Raw genomic sequence first — 12,671 nt, forward strand, 5'->3', positions numbered from 1 at the left:
GCATTCCGTGCACGCCGGAAAAGGTTGGAATACGATTCCCATTGCTGCGGCGGTGGGGAACGGAATCCAACCTGCTCCGGGCTGGAGCTGTTTCACCGCAAGCGAAGACGGTGAAACAGCTCCAGCCTATTGTTTCGACGCATTTTCCGAGTCGCCTTGCGAAGCCACAAGGCTTGAGAATGCTCTAACTTCCATCTCGCACAGCTTGGGCAACACCCGGCGGAAGCGGCTCTTTGTTCAACCTCCGCGGGGGGGGGCGCTGGTCGCGCCAAGGCTCTTCGGCCTCTATTTGAGCCGCCGTCGCAGAGCCGCCCCCAAGCTGTCCACCAACACCACGCAGGCGAGAATGGTCAGGAGGATGGCCGCCACCTGATCATAGGCGATCAGGCGAAGTGCGGCGATCAGCTCGAAGCCGATGCCGCCGGCGCCCACGATGCCCAGCACGGTGGAGGCGCGGAAGTGATACTCCCAGCGGTAGATGGTGATGTCGGCCAGTTGCGGCAGCACTTGCGGCAGCACGGCCTTGGTGATGACCTGCACGCGCGTGGCACCCGCCGCCCGCGCCGCCTCCAGCGGTCGCGGGTCCACATGCTCGATTGCTTCGGCGTAGAATTTGCCAACCATGCCCACCGAATGCAGCGCCAGCGCCAGCACGCCCGGCAGCGCGCCGAAGCCCACCGCCGCCACGAAGATGATGCCGAGAATCAGTTCCGGCACCGAGCGCAGGAAGGAGAGCAGCAGCCGCGTGATGTGCCCCAGCGCCGGGTGCACCGTGGTGTTGGGCGCAGCCAGCAGCGCCAGCGGCAGCGACAGGATCACGGCCAGGATGGTGCCGGCGATCGACATGGCCAGCGTGTCCAGCAGCGGGCGCAACCAATGCTGCCAGCGCGAGAAGTCGGGCGGGATCATCTCCGAGCCGAGCTGCGCCAGTGCCGGGATGCCCTCGGCGAAGCGCTGCGCGTCGAAAAACCCCGTGATGGCGAGCGCCACCACGCAGATCGCCAGCACGCCCGCCACCAGCAGCGCCTGGCGGCGGCCATCGGCACGCTCCGCCGCCAGGATGCCGTGTTGCGTGGTCGCCGACATCAGCTCATCCGGCCGAGGTCGAGGTTCAGGATGCGCGCCGTTTCGCGCAGCACGTCATAGGCGGCGTCGGTGGTCGGCGCGAAGCCTTCCACGCGGAAATTGCGCAGCAGGGCGGGGTCGCGCAGGTTGAGGAAGGCATCGCGGATGGCCTGCTTCAACTCGGGCGCCAGGTTGCTCTGCATCGTCATCGGGTAGTTCGGGATGGGGTCGGAGAAGGCGATGTCCACCACCCGCTCGCGCTTGATGATGCCGCGCGTCAGCAGCGTCTGGAAGATCGGCTCGGACAGGCCGCCGGCCGGGGCGCGGCCGGATTCCACCGTGCGGGCCACCGCGTCATGCGTGCCGACATGCACCACGCGGTAGTCGCGCTCACCCACCAGGCCGGTGCGGGCCAGGATGGTGGCGCGCGGCGCGAGATGCGAGGAGGTGGAGGCCTGGTCGCCGAAGGCCACCGGATGGCCGCGCACATCCTCGAGCTTCTTCACCGGCCCCTCGGCGTTGGCGATGATGATGGAGCGATAGGTGGGCGAGCCGCGCTCGACACCGACCGCGAAGGGCTCGATGCCCTCGGCGCGGGACTTCGCCAGCACATAGGAGAAGGGGCCGAAATACGCGATTTCGATGCGGCCGAAGCGCATCGCCTCGATCATCGAGGAATAGTCGGTCGTCACCACCACCTGAACCTCGCGGCCCAGCGCCTGCGTCAGGTGCGCGCGCAGCGGCTGCGCGTTCTGGATGATGGTGGAGGCGTTCTCATCCGGCAGCAGCGCCATGCGCAGGCGGCTGGGATTCTGTCCCTGGGCGTGGGCCCGGGTGGCGGCCAGCGCCGGCAGGAGCAGCGGTGCGGCCAGCAGCGAACGGCGGTTCATGGCGTGGTTTCCAGGATGGGGGTGGCGTGGACTTGGGTGGGCGCGGTGCCGCCGTAGATCCGGCGGATCGCGGCCTCATCGAGGGCGCCGGGCGGGCCGTCGAAGACGACGCGCCCGCCGCCGATGCCAATGATGCGGTCGGCGAATTGGCGGGCGAGTTCGACCTGGTGCAGCGAGACGATGGCGGAGAGCCCGTCCTGCCGGCAGATGTCATGCAGCAGGGCCAGCACGCGCTCCGACGTGGCGGGGTCGAGCGAGGCCACGGGCTCATCCGCCAGGATGAGGTTGGGCGCCTGGGCCAGGGCGCGCGCGATGCCCACGCGCTGCTGCTGCCCGCCGGAAAGCTGGTCGGCGCGGCGCAGCGCGAAATCCAGCAGCCCCACGCGATCGAGCGCGTCCAGCGCCAGGTGTTTCTCGTCGGGCGACAGCGGCAGCAGGCTGCGCAGCGTGGAATGGTGGCCGAGGCGGCCGGTCAGCACATTGGCGAAGGCGGTCAGCCGGCCGATCAGCTGGTGCTGCTGGAACACCATGCCGGTGGCGCGCCGGTGTTCGCGCCAGCCGCGCGTGCCCCGCACCGGGCCCAGCCGCGCTGTCTCCACATGGCCCTCGCTGAGCGGCACCAGCCCGTTCAGGCTGCGCAGCAGGGTGGATTTGCCGGCGCCAGAGGGGCCGAGCAGCACGGTGAAGGCGCCCTCGGCGAAATCGAGGCTGGTGGGGTGCAGGGCCCGCGTGCCGTTCGGGTAGACGACGCCGCCCTTGATCAGCCGCAGCGCCGGCTTGCCCCCTGTTTGATCATTCATTTGCAACTCCGGCGCTGTTTGATAATTTCCGGCCCTATATCGCGACCAATCCCGCCCCCGGAGTGACGTCTTGATGAAACCCGCCCCAACGCCGCGCATCCTCGTCACACAGCCTTTGTACGGGCGCGTGCTGCAGCGCCTGACGGACTTCGCCACGGTGGAAATGAACCCCGGCCCCGAGCCCTGGGCCGCCGCGGAACTGCGCGCCCGCGCGGCCGAGGCGGATGGGCTGCTCACCTTCATGACCGACCATCTGGACGAGGCCTTCCTGGCCGCCTGCCCACGCCTGCGCATGATCGGCTGTGCCCTGAAGGGCGCCGACAATTTCGATCTCGACGCCTGCCGCCGCCGCGGCGTGGCCGTCTCCGTCGTGCCGGACCTGCTGACCGCCCCCACGGCCGAACTCGCGGTCGGGCTGCTGATCGGCCTCGGCCGGAATCTGCGCGCCGGCGATGCGCTGGTGCGCGGCGGGGGCTTCGCGGGGTGGCGGCCCATTTTGTATGGCGCGGGGCTCGACGGGGCGACAGTCGGGCTGCTGGGTTTCGGCCGGGTCGGGCAGGCGGTGGCGGCGCGGCTGCAGGGCTTTGGCTGCCGGCTGGTCGGCCATGACGCGGCCGCGCCGCCCCCGCCCGGCGTCGCCGCCCTGCCGCTGGATGCGCTGCTGCCGGCCGCCGATGCTCTGGTGCTTGCCCTGCCGTTGACGCCATCCACCCGGCACATCCTGGACGCTGCGCGCCTGGCCGCCCTGCCGCCGCACGCGCTGGTGGTGAACGTCGCGCGCGGCTCGCTGGTGGATGAGGCGGCGGTGGCAGAAGCACTCCATGCCGGGCGGCTCGGCGGCTACGCTGCCGATGTGTTCGCCCTGGAGGATTGGGCACTCCCCGACCGCCCGCGTGCCATTCCGCCCGCCCTGCTGGCGCATCCGCGCACCCTGTTCACGCCGCATCTGGGCTCGGCGGTGGCGCAGGTGCGCGAGGCGATCGAGATGAGCGCCGCAGAGAGCCTCGCCGCCTTCTTCGCCGGCGCCCGCGTGCCCGGGCTGGTGGTGTGATGCTCGACCTCGGCCTGCTGAACAGCTTCGTGGCGGTGGTCGAGGGCGGCGGCTTCCGCTTGGCGGCGCGGCGGCTGGGCGTGTCGCAACCCCTGCTCAGCCAGCATATGCGCCGGCTGGAGCAGGAGCTGGGCGTGCCGCTGATCGAGCGCAGCCGGCGCGGCGGCGCCCCCACGCCGCAGGGCCAGCGCCTGCTGCCGCATGCCCGCCGCCTGGTGGAGGGCGCGCGCCAGGCCGCCGCCCTGTTCGCGCCGCGCCCGCTGGTGGTGGGCGCTGCCAGCAACCCGGGGCTCTATGTGCTGCCGCCCCTGCTGCGCCCGGAGGAGGGTCTGCGCCTGACCTCCAACGCCGAGGCGCTGGAGCTGCTGGCGGCGGGCGAGACCGACATCGCCTTCACCGAATGGTGGGACGGGCGGCCCGGCCTGGATGCCCGGCCCTGGCGGCAGGAGCCGATCATCGGTATCGCGCCGCCCGGGCACCCCCTTGCCGATGGAGCGCCTGTGCCGCTGGCCCGCTTCCTGGCCGAGCCGCTCATCGGCGGCGAGCCCGGCACGGGCATGGGCCGCGTGCTGGCCGAGGCGCTGGGCGATGCAGCGCCCAGCCTGCGCGTGACGCGCGCCATGGGCAGCACCGAGGGCGTGAAGCGCGCCGTGGCGGCCGGGCTGGGCGTCTCGGTGTTGCTGGCCTGCGCCGCGCGCGACGAGTTGGCGGCGGGCTCGCTTGTCGCCGTACCGCTGGCCGGCCCGGCGCTGTACCGCCAGCTCTGGGCGGTGCTGCCTGCCGACTTGCCGCGGCGGGCGCCGGCGCACCTGTTCCTCGAGCGCGTGCGAACGGGGGGGTAGAGCATGCTGCGTTCGCATTCGCGCACACAGCATCCCCAAGGCTTGCCTGGACCGCGGGGTTCAGCGCTTTTTGACGACTCCGCCTCAACGCATCCCGCTCGAAGGGCTGCCGGGGAAGGTGGCACGCGATCCGCGAGACCACCCATGACCAACCGTGCCGGGCAGCGACCCGTCGGGTCGCCGGTTACCGCGCTCCGCCCGGACCCGTGCCTTTTCCCGCTTCGATGAAGGCAGCGAGCGCAGGCAGTTCCAGGGATTCCGGCAGGGCAACCGCATAGACGCCGCCGCTGATGGCGGGTGCCTCGATCGGCACGGCGACCAGGCGGGTATCCTCCCCCAGCTCCCCGTCCAGCACGACGCCGATGCCGATGCCTGCGGCGATCGCCTCCCGCGCCGCCTCGCGGCTGCCGACTTCGAGCCGGACCTGCGGCGCCAACTGTCGCGATGCAAGCGCGCGCTCCAGCATCAGCCGTGTCATCGAGCCCGGCTCGCGCAGCACGAGCGGCCCCGCCGCCACCCGTTCCAGCGAGATGCTGCGCGGCGCCGCGCACCTGGGCATGCAGGCGACCAGCCGCTGATCCGCCAGCTTGGTGCAGGCCATCCCCTCCACCGGGTCGACCAGCGTCATCACCGCGACCTCGATCTCGCAGCCGGCCACCGCCTCCAGCAGCCCGGCGGTATTGCCCAGGCGGGTACGCAGCGCGATGCCGGGATGCTCGCGCAGGAAGGCGGCGATCATCGGCATGGCGAAGAAGGGGGTCGAGAATCCGATCGTCAGGCTGCCACGGCGCAGCCCACGGAAGGCGCTGAGCGAGCTCTCCAGCTCCTGCATGCGGCCCAAGACCAGCCTTGCGCGCACCAGCATGTCGCGCCCGGCATCGGTGAGCAGCAGGCGTGGCCGGCGATGCAGCAGCAGCATGCCACAGGCGCGCTCCAGCCCGGCCAGGGTGACCGAGACGGTGGGCTGGCTCAGGCCGAGATGTTCGGCCGCGCGGGACAGGCCGCCACCCTCCACCACCGCGACGAAGCAGCGCAGCGCCGCGAGGCTGATGCGGCCCTCGCGCCGCTCACCCGGCGCCTCGTTGCTCAGGCCATCGCTTCCCGAGGCCTTAGGCATCTTCACGCATCGACCATCCCGTCATCATCGAGGTGTCATGTATTATCTTAAATAAACACACGGATTTGTCGATTCACCATAGAAAAATTCTATGAGGCGCGGCGACATGCGCCGAGCCCCGACGCGGAGAGCCTCATGCAGACCGACCCCACCTTCGCCGCACCCGGCCGCTTCCTCAAGGGCAATATCCACACCCATTCCAACGCCTCCGACGCCCGCCTCAGCCCAGCGGAGGTCTGCGACGCCTACCGCGCGGGCGGCTATGATTTCCTGGCGCTGACCGATCATTTCCTGGCGAAGTTCGGCTTCCCGATCGTCGATACCCGGCCCTTCCGCACGGCCGGCTTCACCACCCTGCTGGGCGCGGAGGTGCATGCGCCCGCAACCTCGCTCGGCGAGATCTGGCATATCCTCGCGGTTGGCCTGCCCCTGGACTTCGCGCCGACCGCGCCCGGCGAGACGGGGGCGCAACTCGCCGCGCGTTGCGTTGCCGCCGGGGCCTTCGTCGGCATTGCGCATCCGGGCTGGTATGCGCTGTCGGCCGCCGATGCGAACACGCTCACGGGCGCGCATGCGGTGGAGATCTACAACCACACCACGCATCTTCGCACCGATCGTGGCGATGGCAGCCATCTGGCGGACCAGCTGCTGGCTGAGGGAAAGCGCATCAGCCTGATCGCGGTCGATGATGCGCATTTCCACGGCCCGGATTGGTTCGGCGGCTGGGTCATGGTGAAGGCCGCGGAGAACGAGCCCGACACGCTGCTGGCCGCGCTGAAGGCCGGGCATTTCTACGCCACGCAGGGCCCGCGGATCGAGGGCGTCGCCTGGGGTGCCGACAGCGTGGAGGTGCAGTGCTCGCCCGCCGCCAGCGTCATGGTGCTCGGCCGTGGCTCGCGCGCCGCGCAATCCGTCGCACCCCTGCAGACCCGCGTGAGCCTGCCGCTGGGCAAGCTGCGGGAGGGCGGCTTCGCCCGTATCGTGGTGGCCGACGCGCAGGGCCGCCGCGCCTGGTCCAACCCGCACTTCTTCGGCTGAGGTCACCCCGTCGCCAACAAGGCCACCGGCGGCGGCGGCACGGCGGCCAGCAGGGCGCGCGTATGCGGGTGGAGAGGGGTGCGCAGCAGCGTGGCACGCGGCGCGTCCTCGACGATGCGCCCGCGCTGCATCACCAGGATCCGCTCGCAGCAGGCGGCCACCGCCGCGATGTCGTGCGAGACCATCAGCAGCCCGATGCCGCGCGCCGCGCGCAGGCGGTTCAACAGCCCCAGCACCTGGGCGCGCACGGACACGTCCAGCGCCGAGACCGGCTCATCGGCAAACAGGAATTCGGGGGCGAGCGCCAGGGCGCGCGCGATCGCGACGCGCTGCTTCTGCCCGCCCGAGAGCTCATGCGCCCGGCGCGCCGCGAAGCCGGCATCGAGCCCGACATCGGCCAGCAGCCCGGCCACGCGCGCGGCGCGCTCGGACGGGGTGCCCAGGCCGTGGATGTCCAGCCCCTCGCGCACCAGCCGCGCCACGTCCCAGCGTGGGTCGAGAGCGGCGGTCGGGTCCTGCTGCACGATCTGCAAGGCGCGGCGCACCCCGCGCCGATCGGCGGCGAGTGCCGCGCCCAAGGGCCGGCCGCGATAGCGCACCTCCCCGGCCGATGGCGGAATCAGGCCGAGCAGCAGCCGCCCCAGCGTCGATTTGCCGCTGCCGGACTCGCCAACGATGCCCACCGCCTCCCCTTCCATCAGGGTCAGGTTGACATCGGCCACCGCCGTCACGCCGCCGCGGCGGGCGAGGAGCCCCGCGCCGAAGCGCCGCGTCAGCCCCACGGCTTGCAGCAGCGGCGTCATGCGGCGAGCAGGTGGCAGGCGGCGGCGCGGCCTGGGCCGAGCGCTTGTGGGGCCGGTGGCGGGCCGCTATCGCAGAGCCCCGGACGCGCCACGGCGCAGCGCGGGTGGAAGCGGCAGCCGGGCGGCGGGTGGCGCGGATCGGGCGGCGTGCCGGGCATCTCCTCCGCCGGCAGCGCCTCGCCGCGCGCCAGGTCCAGGCGCGGCACAGCGGCCAGCAGGGCGCGCGTATAGGGGTGGGCGGGGTGGGCCAGCAGGGCAGCGACCGGGCCGGTCTCCACCACCCGCCCGCCATACATCACCGCCACCCGGTCGGCGATCTGCGCGACCACGCCGAAATCATGCGTCACAAGCAGCATCGCCAGGCCATGGCTGCGCCGCAGCCCCGCCAACAGCCCCAGCACCCGCGCCTGCACGGTCGAGTCCAGCGCCGTGGTGGGTTCATCGGCGATCAGCAGGCGCGGCCGGCAGGCCATGGCGAGCGCGATCAGCGCCCGCTGGCGCATGCCGCCCGAAAGCTCGTGCGGATAGGCGCGCGCCACCCGCGCCGGGTCAGGCAGGCCCATTTCGGCGAGCAGCGTGGTCACGCGCGCCGTCACGGCCTCGCCGCGGACGCCGTCATGCCGGGCCACCGCCTCGCCGATGGTGCGACCGATTCGCAGCACGGGGTTGAGCGCCGTCATCGGCTCCTGGAAGACCATGGCGAGGCCGGGGCGGTGGGGGGCACGCAGCAGATCGACCTTCGCATCCCAGATGGCGCTGCCCTCGACCTGCACCCGCGCGCCATCGCCGCCCGGGCCGAGCACGCCCATGACGGCAAGGGAGGCGACGGATTTGCCGCTCCCGCTCTCCCCCACCAGGGCCAGGATCTCGCCCGGGGCGACATCGAAATCCGCGCCGTCCAGACCCCGCACCGGCCCGAAGGGCGTGGCGAAGGTCACGCCCAGGCCGCGCACCGAGAGCAGCGGCGGCGTCATGCGCGCGGATCCGCGCGGTCGCGCAGCCAATCGCCGATCGCCTGCACGCACAGCGTCAGCGCCAGGATCACCAGGGTCGGAACCACCACCACCCAGGGCGCGGTCAGCATCTGGTGCCGCCCCTCGCCGATCATGCGCCCGAGCGTCGCCGCGGGGGGCTGCACGCCGATGCCCAGGAAGGACAGCGAGGATTCGAGCAGCAGCACCGCCGGCAGCCCCAGCGTGAACTGCACGACCAGCGGGGCTGCCAGATGCGGCATGATGTGCTGGCGCAGCACCCAGCCCGGCCCGGCACCCAGCGCCAGCGACGCCTCGACAAAGGGCCGCTCGCGCAGCGACAGCACCTGGCCGCGCGCCAGCCGCGCATAATTCTCCCACCCCGCAAGGCTGACCAGGGCGATCACCACCCAGGTGGAGGTGCCGAACACCGCAAGACCCAACAGCACGAGCAGCAGATAGGGCAGCGCGATCTGCGCATCGACGATGACCATCAGCGCCGTCTCGACCCGCCCGCGCAGATAGCCCGCGAGCAGGCCGATGCCGGTGCCGATCAGGCAGCCGATCACCGAGCCGATCAGCGCGATGCCGAGCGAGGTGCGCAAGCCGTGCAGGGCGCGCGACACCAAATCGCGTCCGAGCTGGTCGGTGCCGAACCAATGCGCCGGATGCGCGCCCTCGAAGCCTGCCGGCGGGCGCAGCCGGCGAAGCAGCTGCGTTCGGTCGGGGTCGAAGGGCGCGATCCAGGGGGCGGCCAGGGCCGCGATCAGCAGCAATGCCGCCATCGTCAGGGCAAGCGCGATCGGCCAGGGGAGGCGTGGCGCGACGCGGCGCAGGGCGCTGGTGGCGCTCACGCCTCCGCCATCCGTGTCGCGCCGCCGCGGCGGATGCGCGGATCGGCCACGGCGTAGAGCGCATCGACGCCGAGATTGATGACCACCACGACCAGCGCATAGGCCATGACGCCGAATTGCAGCACCGGATAGTCGCGGACCTGCACCGCGCCGACGAAGGTCTGGCCGATGCCGGGCAGAGCGAAGACCGTCTCGATGATCAGGCTGCCATTGATCAGCCCGTTGAGCTGCAGGCCCACGATGGTCAGCACCGGGAGGGCGGCGTTGCGCGCCACATGGCCCCACAGCACGCGCGGGCCGGACAGCCCCGTGGCACGCGCGGTGCGCACATGGTCCTGGCCCATCACCTCGAGCATCTCGCCGCGCAGGAAACGCACCACGGACGCGACCAGCCCGGCGGCGAGGGTGACCGTGGGCAGCACGTAGTGCCAGGGCGTGTCGCCCCCCACCGAGGGCAGCCAGGACAGGGCCAGGCCGAAGACCAGCACCAGGATGATCGCCAGCACGAAATGCGGCATCGCATAGCCGAGGAAGGCCACGCCCATCGCCACCCCACCCCAGAACCGCCCGCGCCGCACCGCCGCCAGCACCCCCAGCGGCAGGCCCACCGCCAGGGTCAGCGCGAAGGCCGAGACAGCCAGGACCAGCGTCGAGGGCAGGGCCTCCGCATAGAGATCCAGCACCGGGCGGCGCTGCGCGATGCTCACGCCGAAATTGCCCGTTGCCAGCGCCCCCACATAGGCCGCGAACTGCGCCGGCAGCGGGCGATCGAGCCCGAACTCGGCCGAGAGCTCGGCACGCTGCTCGGCGGTCAGCCCGTCATCGTACAGGTAGTCGAAGGGATTGCCGGAGATGCGCGCCCCCGCGAAGGTCACCACCAGCACGAGCAGCAGCGTGACGCCCGCCCGCGCGACCCGTCCCGCGAGGAAGCCGATCAGCTGACGTTCACCAGGCCGGCACGGAAGGGCAGCTGGTAGGGGCGCACATTGTGCGGGATCTCCCAGGCAATGTTGGCGCGCATCGCATAGGCCTCGGCCGGCTGATACAGCAGCACCCAGGGCACCATCTCGGTCTCGGTCAGGATCACGAGGCGCCGATAGGCGTCGCGGCGCGCCTGCGGGTCGGTGCCGAACCGCACCGCGTCATAGAGCGGCTGATAGGCGGGGAATTTCTCGGGCGCGAACCACTTGTCGCGCGTCACCCACGACGCCTGCGCCCAATGCGTGTCGAAGGCGCCGAGCATGTCGGGGTAGTAGAGGGGGTTCGACCAGTCGCGCGTGAAGAAGCGGCTGCTGTTCTGGCCGAAGCCTTCGATCACCTGCAGCCGTGCGCGGAAGCCCACATCCTTCCACATGTCGAGCACCGCCTGCGCGCCCAGGTCGCCATAGGTGTAGTAGGCGGATTGGAAGGACAGCACGATCTCCTCGCCATTGTAGCCGGCGGCGCGCATCAGGCGCCGCGCCTCAGCGGGGTCGTAGGGCAGCAGGTTGAGGTCGTTCAGGAAGTCGTGGTCGGCGAAGCCGCGGAAGTAATGGCCGCGCGGCGCATGCGCCTTGCCGCCCCACAGCGCGCTGGCCAGCGCGTTGCGGTCGATGGCGAGGTTCATGGCGCGGCGGATGCGCGGATCGGCGATCTCGGGCCGGTTCATGTTCAGCACGTAGAGGAAGAACATCGGCCAGGTCGTCTCGACCAGGCGCAGGCCGCGCCGCGCGCGGATCGGCGCCTGCTGGTCGGGCGGGATGGAGACGATGAAATCCACGTCGCCGTTGAGCAGCGCGGTGACTCGCGGCGCCATCTCGGAGACGCGGGTGAAGCGCACGCGATCGAGCGGCGCGGCGGGGCCCCAATAATCGGCGAAACGCTCCACCGTAAGCTCGGCATTGGGGCGGAAGCTGCCGACGCGATAGGGCCCGCTGCCGGCGGGCGATTGCGCGGCGCGATCCAGGCCCAGCGCATCCGCCTGTTCCTTGGACGCGATGCCCGCATTGCGGCAGGACAGCAGTGCCTCCACCAGCGGATCGGGGCGGTGGGTGACGATGCGCACCGTCATCGCATCCTGCTTCTCGACGCGCGCGAAGTTGGAGAAGTAGCGGCCGTGATTGCCGCGATAGCGCGCCTCGGTCGGCGTGAAGACACGCTGCAGCGAGAACACCACGTCATCGGCATCCATCAGCGTGCCGTCATGCATCCGCACGCCTTCGCGCAGGCGGAATTCCGTGACGGTGGGGGAGATGCTGTGCCATGCGGTGGCCAGCCCCGGCATGTAGCGCGGCGTTGCGCTGCGCGTGTCGATCTCGACCAGCGTATCGCAGAGGCAGTCGAGGAACTGCGCGGCGTTGTTGCCGGTCTCGGCCTGGAAATCGAGGGTGCGGGCGTGCGTCTGCACGCCGACGCGCAGCTCGCGCGGGTTGGCCATGGCGGGCATCGGCATGGCCGACGCCAAGGTGCCAGCGGCGGCGGCGGCCATCAGGTCGCGGCGGGCGAAGGACATGGGCGGAACTCCCGTTTCGTGGCGCCCTTGCCGATGGCCTGTCGGGGGAAGCGACTGGCGCTGGAACATAGGCTCAATCTATGTTTAACTGGTCGCCCATACGTAGATCAAATGACAGGATCATGACGGCGCTGCGCGGCACGTGGCCCGGCACCGCCTGAACGGAGACCCACCATGACCGACGCCGCCACCATCATCGCGGAGATCCGCCACCTGCTCGAGCAGAAGGCCCATGGGCGATACGGGCTCTCGCTTATCAACCAGCAGCAGCATGCGCTGCAGGCTGCGGCGCTCGCTGAGCGCGAGGGGCGTGGCGATGCGTTGGTCGTCGCCGCCCTGCTGCACGATATCGGCCACATGGTTCACGATCTGGGTGAGAACCCGGCCGATGCCGGCATCGACGACCGGCACGAGGAGCTGGGCCATGCCTGGCTGACCGACCATTTTGGCGCCGAAGTGACCGAGCCGGTGCGGCTGCATGTGGCCGCCAAGCGCTACCTCTGCGCCGTGGAGCCGGACTACTTCGCCAAGCTCTCGCCGGACAGCGTGAAGAGCCTGGCACTGCAGGGCGGGCCGATGTCGGCGGAGGAGGTTAAGGCCTTCGAGGCGCTGCAGCACAGCGCCGAGGCGGTCCAGCTGCGCCGTTATGACGAGCAGGCCAAGGTGAAGGGACTGGAGACGCCAGCCGTCGCGCATTTCATGCCTGCCGTGGCGCGCAGCCTGAAGTCATAAGTCGCGGCCAATCGCGA

At 71.0% G+C, this 12,671-nt stretch carries 13 protein-coding genes; 4 read left to right on the forward strand and 9 right to left on the reverse strand.

Annotation, left to right across the window (positions count from 1 at the left end; genetic code table 11):
* Positions 1 to 285: 285 nt before the first annotated feature.
* From phnE to phnC, 3 genes are read right to left on the reverse strand one after another with little or no spacing between them, the layout of a single operon-like run.
* Entirely contained in the window at positions 286 to 1,086 is an 801-nt protein-coding gene (phnE, locus tag HEQ75_RS09430; protein ID WP_168029639.1) for a phosphonate ABC transporter, permease protein PhnE, read from the reverse strand.
* Positions 1,086 to 1,955 carry a phosphate/phosphite/phosphonate ABC transporter substrate-binding protein gene (phnD, locus tag HEQ75_RS09435; RefSeq protein WP_168029641.1) on the reverse strand — a complete coding sequence of 290 codons (870 nt, stop codon included), beginning with the start codon at positions 1,953 to 1,955 and terminating at the stop codon, positions 1,086 to 1,088. The genes phnE and phnD overlap by 1 nt, the downstream gene beginning before the upstream one ends.
* Positions 1,952 to 2,755 (reverse strand): phosphonate ABC transporter ATP-binding protein, encoded by an 804-nt coding sequence (gene phnC, locus HEQ75_RS09440; protein WP_168029643.1) that lies wholly within the window; start codon positions 2,753 to 2,755, stop codon positions 1,952 to 1,954. Before phnC ends, phnD begins: the two co-directional genes overlap by 4 nt.
* A gap of 73 nt (positions 2,756 to 2,828) precedes the next feature.
* On the opposite strand from phnC, the gene HEQ75_RS09445 reads away from it, so the two are divergent.
* Positions 2,829 to 3,806 carry an NAD(P)-dependent oxidoreductase gene (locus tag HEQ75_RS09445; protein ID WP_168029645.1) on the forward strand — a complete coding sequence of 326 codons (978 nt, stop codon included), beginning with the start codon at positions 2,829 to 2,831 and terminating at the stop codon, positions 3,804 to 3,806.
* Complete coding sequence (locus HEQ75_RS09450; protein WP_168029647.1) at positions 3,806 to 4,648, forward strand: LysR family transcriptional regulator; 843 nt, start codon at positions 3,806 to 3,808, stop codon at positions 4,646 to 4,648. Before HEQ75_RS09445 ends, HEQ75_RS09450 begins: the two co-directional genes overlap by 1 nt.
* A 184-nt stretch (positions 4,649 to 4,832) precedes the next feature.
* Here HEQ75_RS09450 and HEQ75_RS09455 read toward each other — a convergent pair whose 3' ends face one another.
* Positions 4,833 to 5,765: a LysR substrate-binding domain-containing protein gene (locus HEQ75_RS09455; protein ID WP_235961459.1), complete on the reverse strand. Its 933-nt coding sequence runs from the start codon at positions 5,763 to 5,765 to the stop codon at positions 4,833 to 4,835.
* Positions 5,766 to 5,900: 135 nt separating this feature from the next.
* Between HEQ75_RS09455 and HEQ75_RS09460 the strand changes: the two genes are divergently transcribed.
* On the forward strand, positions 5,901 to 6,803 hold the full coding sequence (locus tag HEQ75_RS09460; protein WP_168029651.1) for a CehA/McbA family metallohydrolase: 903 nt from the start codon (positions 5,901 to 5,903) through the stop codon (positions 6,801 to 6,803).
* Positions 6,804 to 6,805: 2 nt separating this feature from the next.
* Here the strand turns inward: HEQ75_RS09460 and HEQ75_RS09465 are convergent, their stop codons facing one another.
* The 5 genes from HEQ75_RS09465 to HEQ75_RS09485 are packed head-to-tail and all read right to left on the reverse strand — an operon-like array spanning position 6,806 to position 11,922.
* A complete protein-coding gene (locus HEQ75_RS09465) occupies positions 6,806 to 7,606 on the reverse strand; it encodes an ATP-binding cassette domain-containing protein (RefSeq protein ID WP_168029653.1) in 801 nt (266 codons plus the stop codon).
* Entirely contained in the window at positions 7,603 to 8,580 is a 978-nt protein-coding gene (locus HEQ75_RS09470; protein WP_168029655.1) for an ABC transporter ATP-binding protein, read from the reverse strand. Before HEQ75_RS09470 ends, HEQ75_RS09465 begins: the two co-directional genes overlap by 4 nt.
* On the reverse strand, positions 8,577 to 9,431 hold the full coding sequence (locus HEQ75_RS28745) for an ABC transporter permease (protein WP_209318451.1): 855 nt from the start codon (positions 9,429 to 9,431) through the stop codon (positions 8,577 to 8,579). Before HEQ75_RS28745 ends, HEQ75_RS09470 begins: the two co-directional genes overlap by 4 nt.
* On the reverse strand, positions 9,428 to 10,309 hold the full coding sequence (locus HEQ75_RS28185; protein WP_209318452.1) for an ABC transporter permease: 882 nt from the start codon (positions 10,307 to 10,309) through the stop codon (positions 9,428 to 9,430). Before HEQ75_RS28185 ends, HEQ75_RS28745 begins: the two co-directional genes overlap by 4 nt.
* A gap of 56 nt (positions 10,310 to 10,365) precedes the next feature.
* Positions 10,366 to 11,922 (reverse strand): ABC transporter substrate-binding protein, encoded by a 1,557-nt coding sequence (locus tag HEQ75_RS09485; protein WP_168029657.1) that lies wholly within the window; start codon positions 11,920 to 11,922, stop codon positions 10,366 to 10,368.
* A 174-nt stretch (positions 11,923 to 12,096) separates the two neighbouring features.
* On the opposite strand from HEQ75_RS09485, the gene HEQ75_RS09490 reads away from it, so the two are divergent.
* Entirely contained in the window at positions 12,097 to 12,654 is a 558-nt protein-coding gene (locus HEQ75_RS09490; RefSeq protein WP_168029659.1) for a phosphonate degradation HD-domain oxygenase, read from the forward strand.
* Positions 12,655 to 12,671: the final 17 nt, after the last annotated feature.

Origin of the sequence: Falsiroseomonas selenitidurans (genome assembly GCF_012103215.1) — a bacterium.
In the GTDB taxonomy this organism is placed as follows: Bacteria; Pseudomonadota; Alphaproteobacteria; order Acetobacterales; family Acetobacteraceae; genus Falsiroseomonas; species Falsiroseomonas selenitidurans.

Excerpts from the sequence above, each read along its gene's own strand:
- phnE (WP_168029639.1), bottom strand. The coding sequence starts at position 1,086 with ATGTCGGCGACCACGCAACACGGCATCCTGGCGGCGGAGCGTGCCGAT.
- phnD (WP_168029641.1), bottom strand. The coding sequence starts at position 1,955 with ATGAACCGCCGTTCGCTGCTGGCCGCACCGCTGCTCCTGCCGGCGCTG.
- phnC (WP_168029643.1), bottom strand. The coding sequence starts at position 2,755 with ATGAATGATCAAACAGGGGGCAAGCCGGCGCTGCGGCTGATCAAGGGC.
- HEQ75_RS09445 (WP_168029645.1), top strand. The coding sequence starts at position 2,829 with ATGAAACCCGCCCCAACGCCGCGCATCCTCGTCACACAGCCTTTGTAC.
- HEQ75_RS09450 (WP_168029647.1), top strand. The coding sequence starts at position 3,806 with ATGCTCGACCTCGGCCTGCTGAACAGCTTCGTGGCGGTGGTCGAGGGC.
- HEQ75_RS09455 (WP_235961459.1), bottom strand. The coding sequence starts at position 5,765 with ATGCCTAAGGCCTCGGGAAGCGATGGCCTGAGCAACGAGGCGCCGGGT.
- HEQ75_RS09460 (WP_168029651.1), top strand. The coding sequence starts at position 5,901 with ATGCAGACCGACCCCACCTTCGCCGCACCCGGCCGCTTCCTCAAGGGC.
- HEQ75_RS09465 (WP_168029653.1), bottom strand. The coding sequence starts at position 7,606 with ATGACGCCGCTGCTGCAAGCCGTGGGGCTGACGCGGCGCTTCGGCGCG.
- HEQ75_RS09470 (WP_168029655.1), bottom strand. The coding sequence starts at position 8,580 with ATGACGCCGCCGCTGCTCTCGGTGCGCGGCCTGGGCGTGACCTTCGCC.
- HEQ75_RS09485 (WP_168029657.1), bottom strand. The coding sequence starts at position 11,922 with ATGTCCTTCGCCCGCCGCGACCTGATGGCCGCCGCCGCCGCTGGCACC.
- HEQ75_RS09490 (WP_168029659.1), top strand. The coding sequence starts at position 12,097 with ATGACCGACGCCGCCACCATCATCGCGGAGATCCGCCACCTGCTCGAG.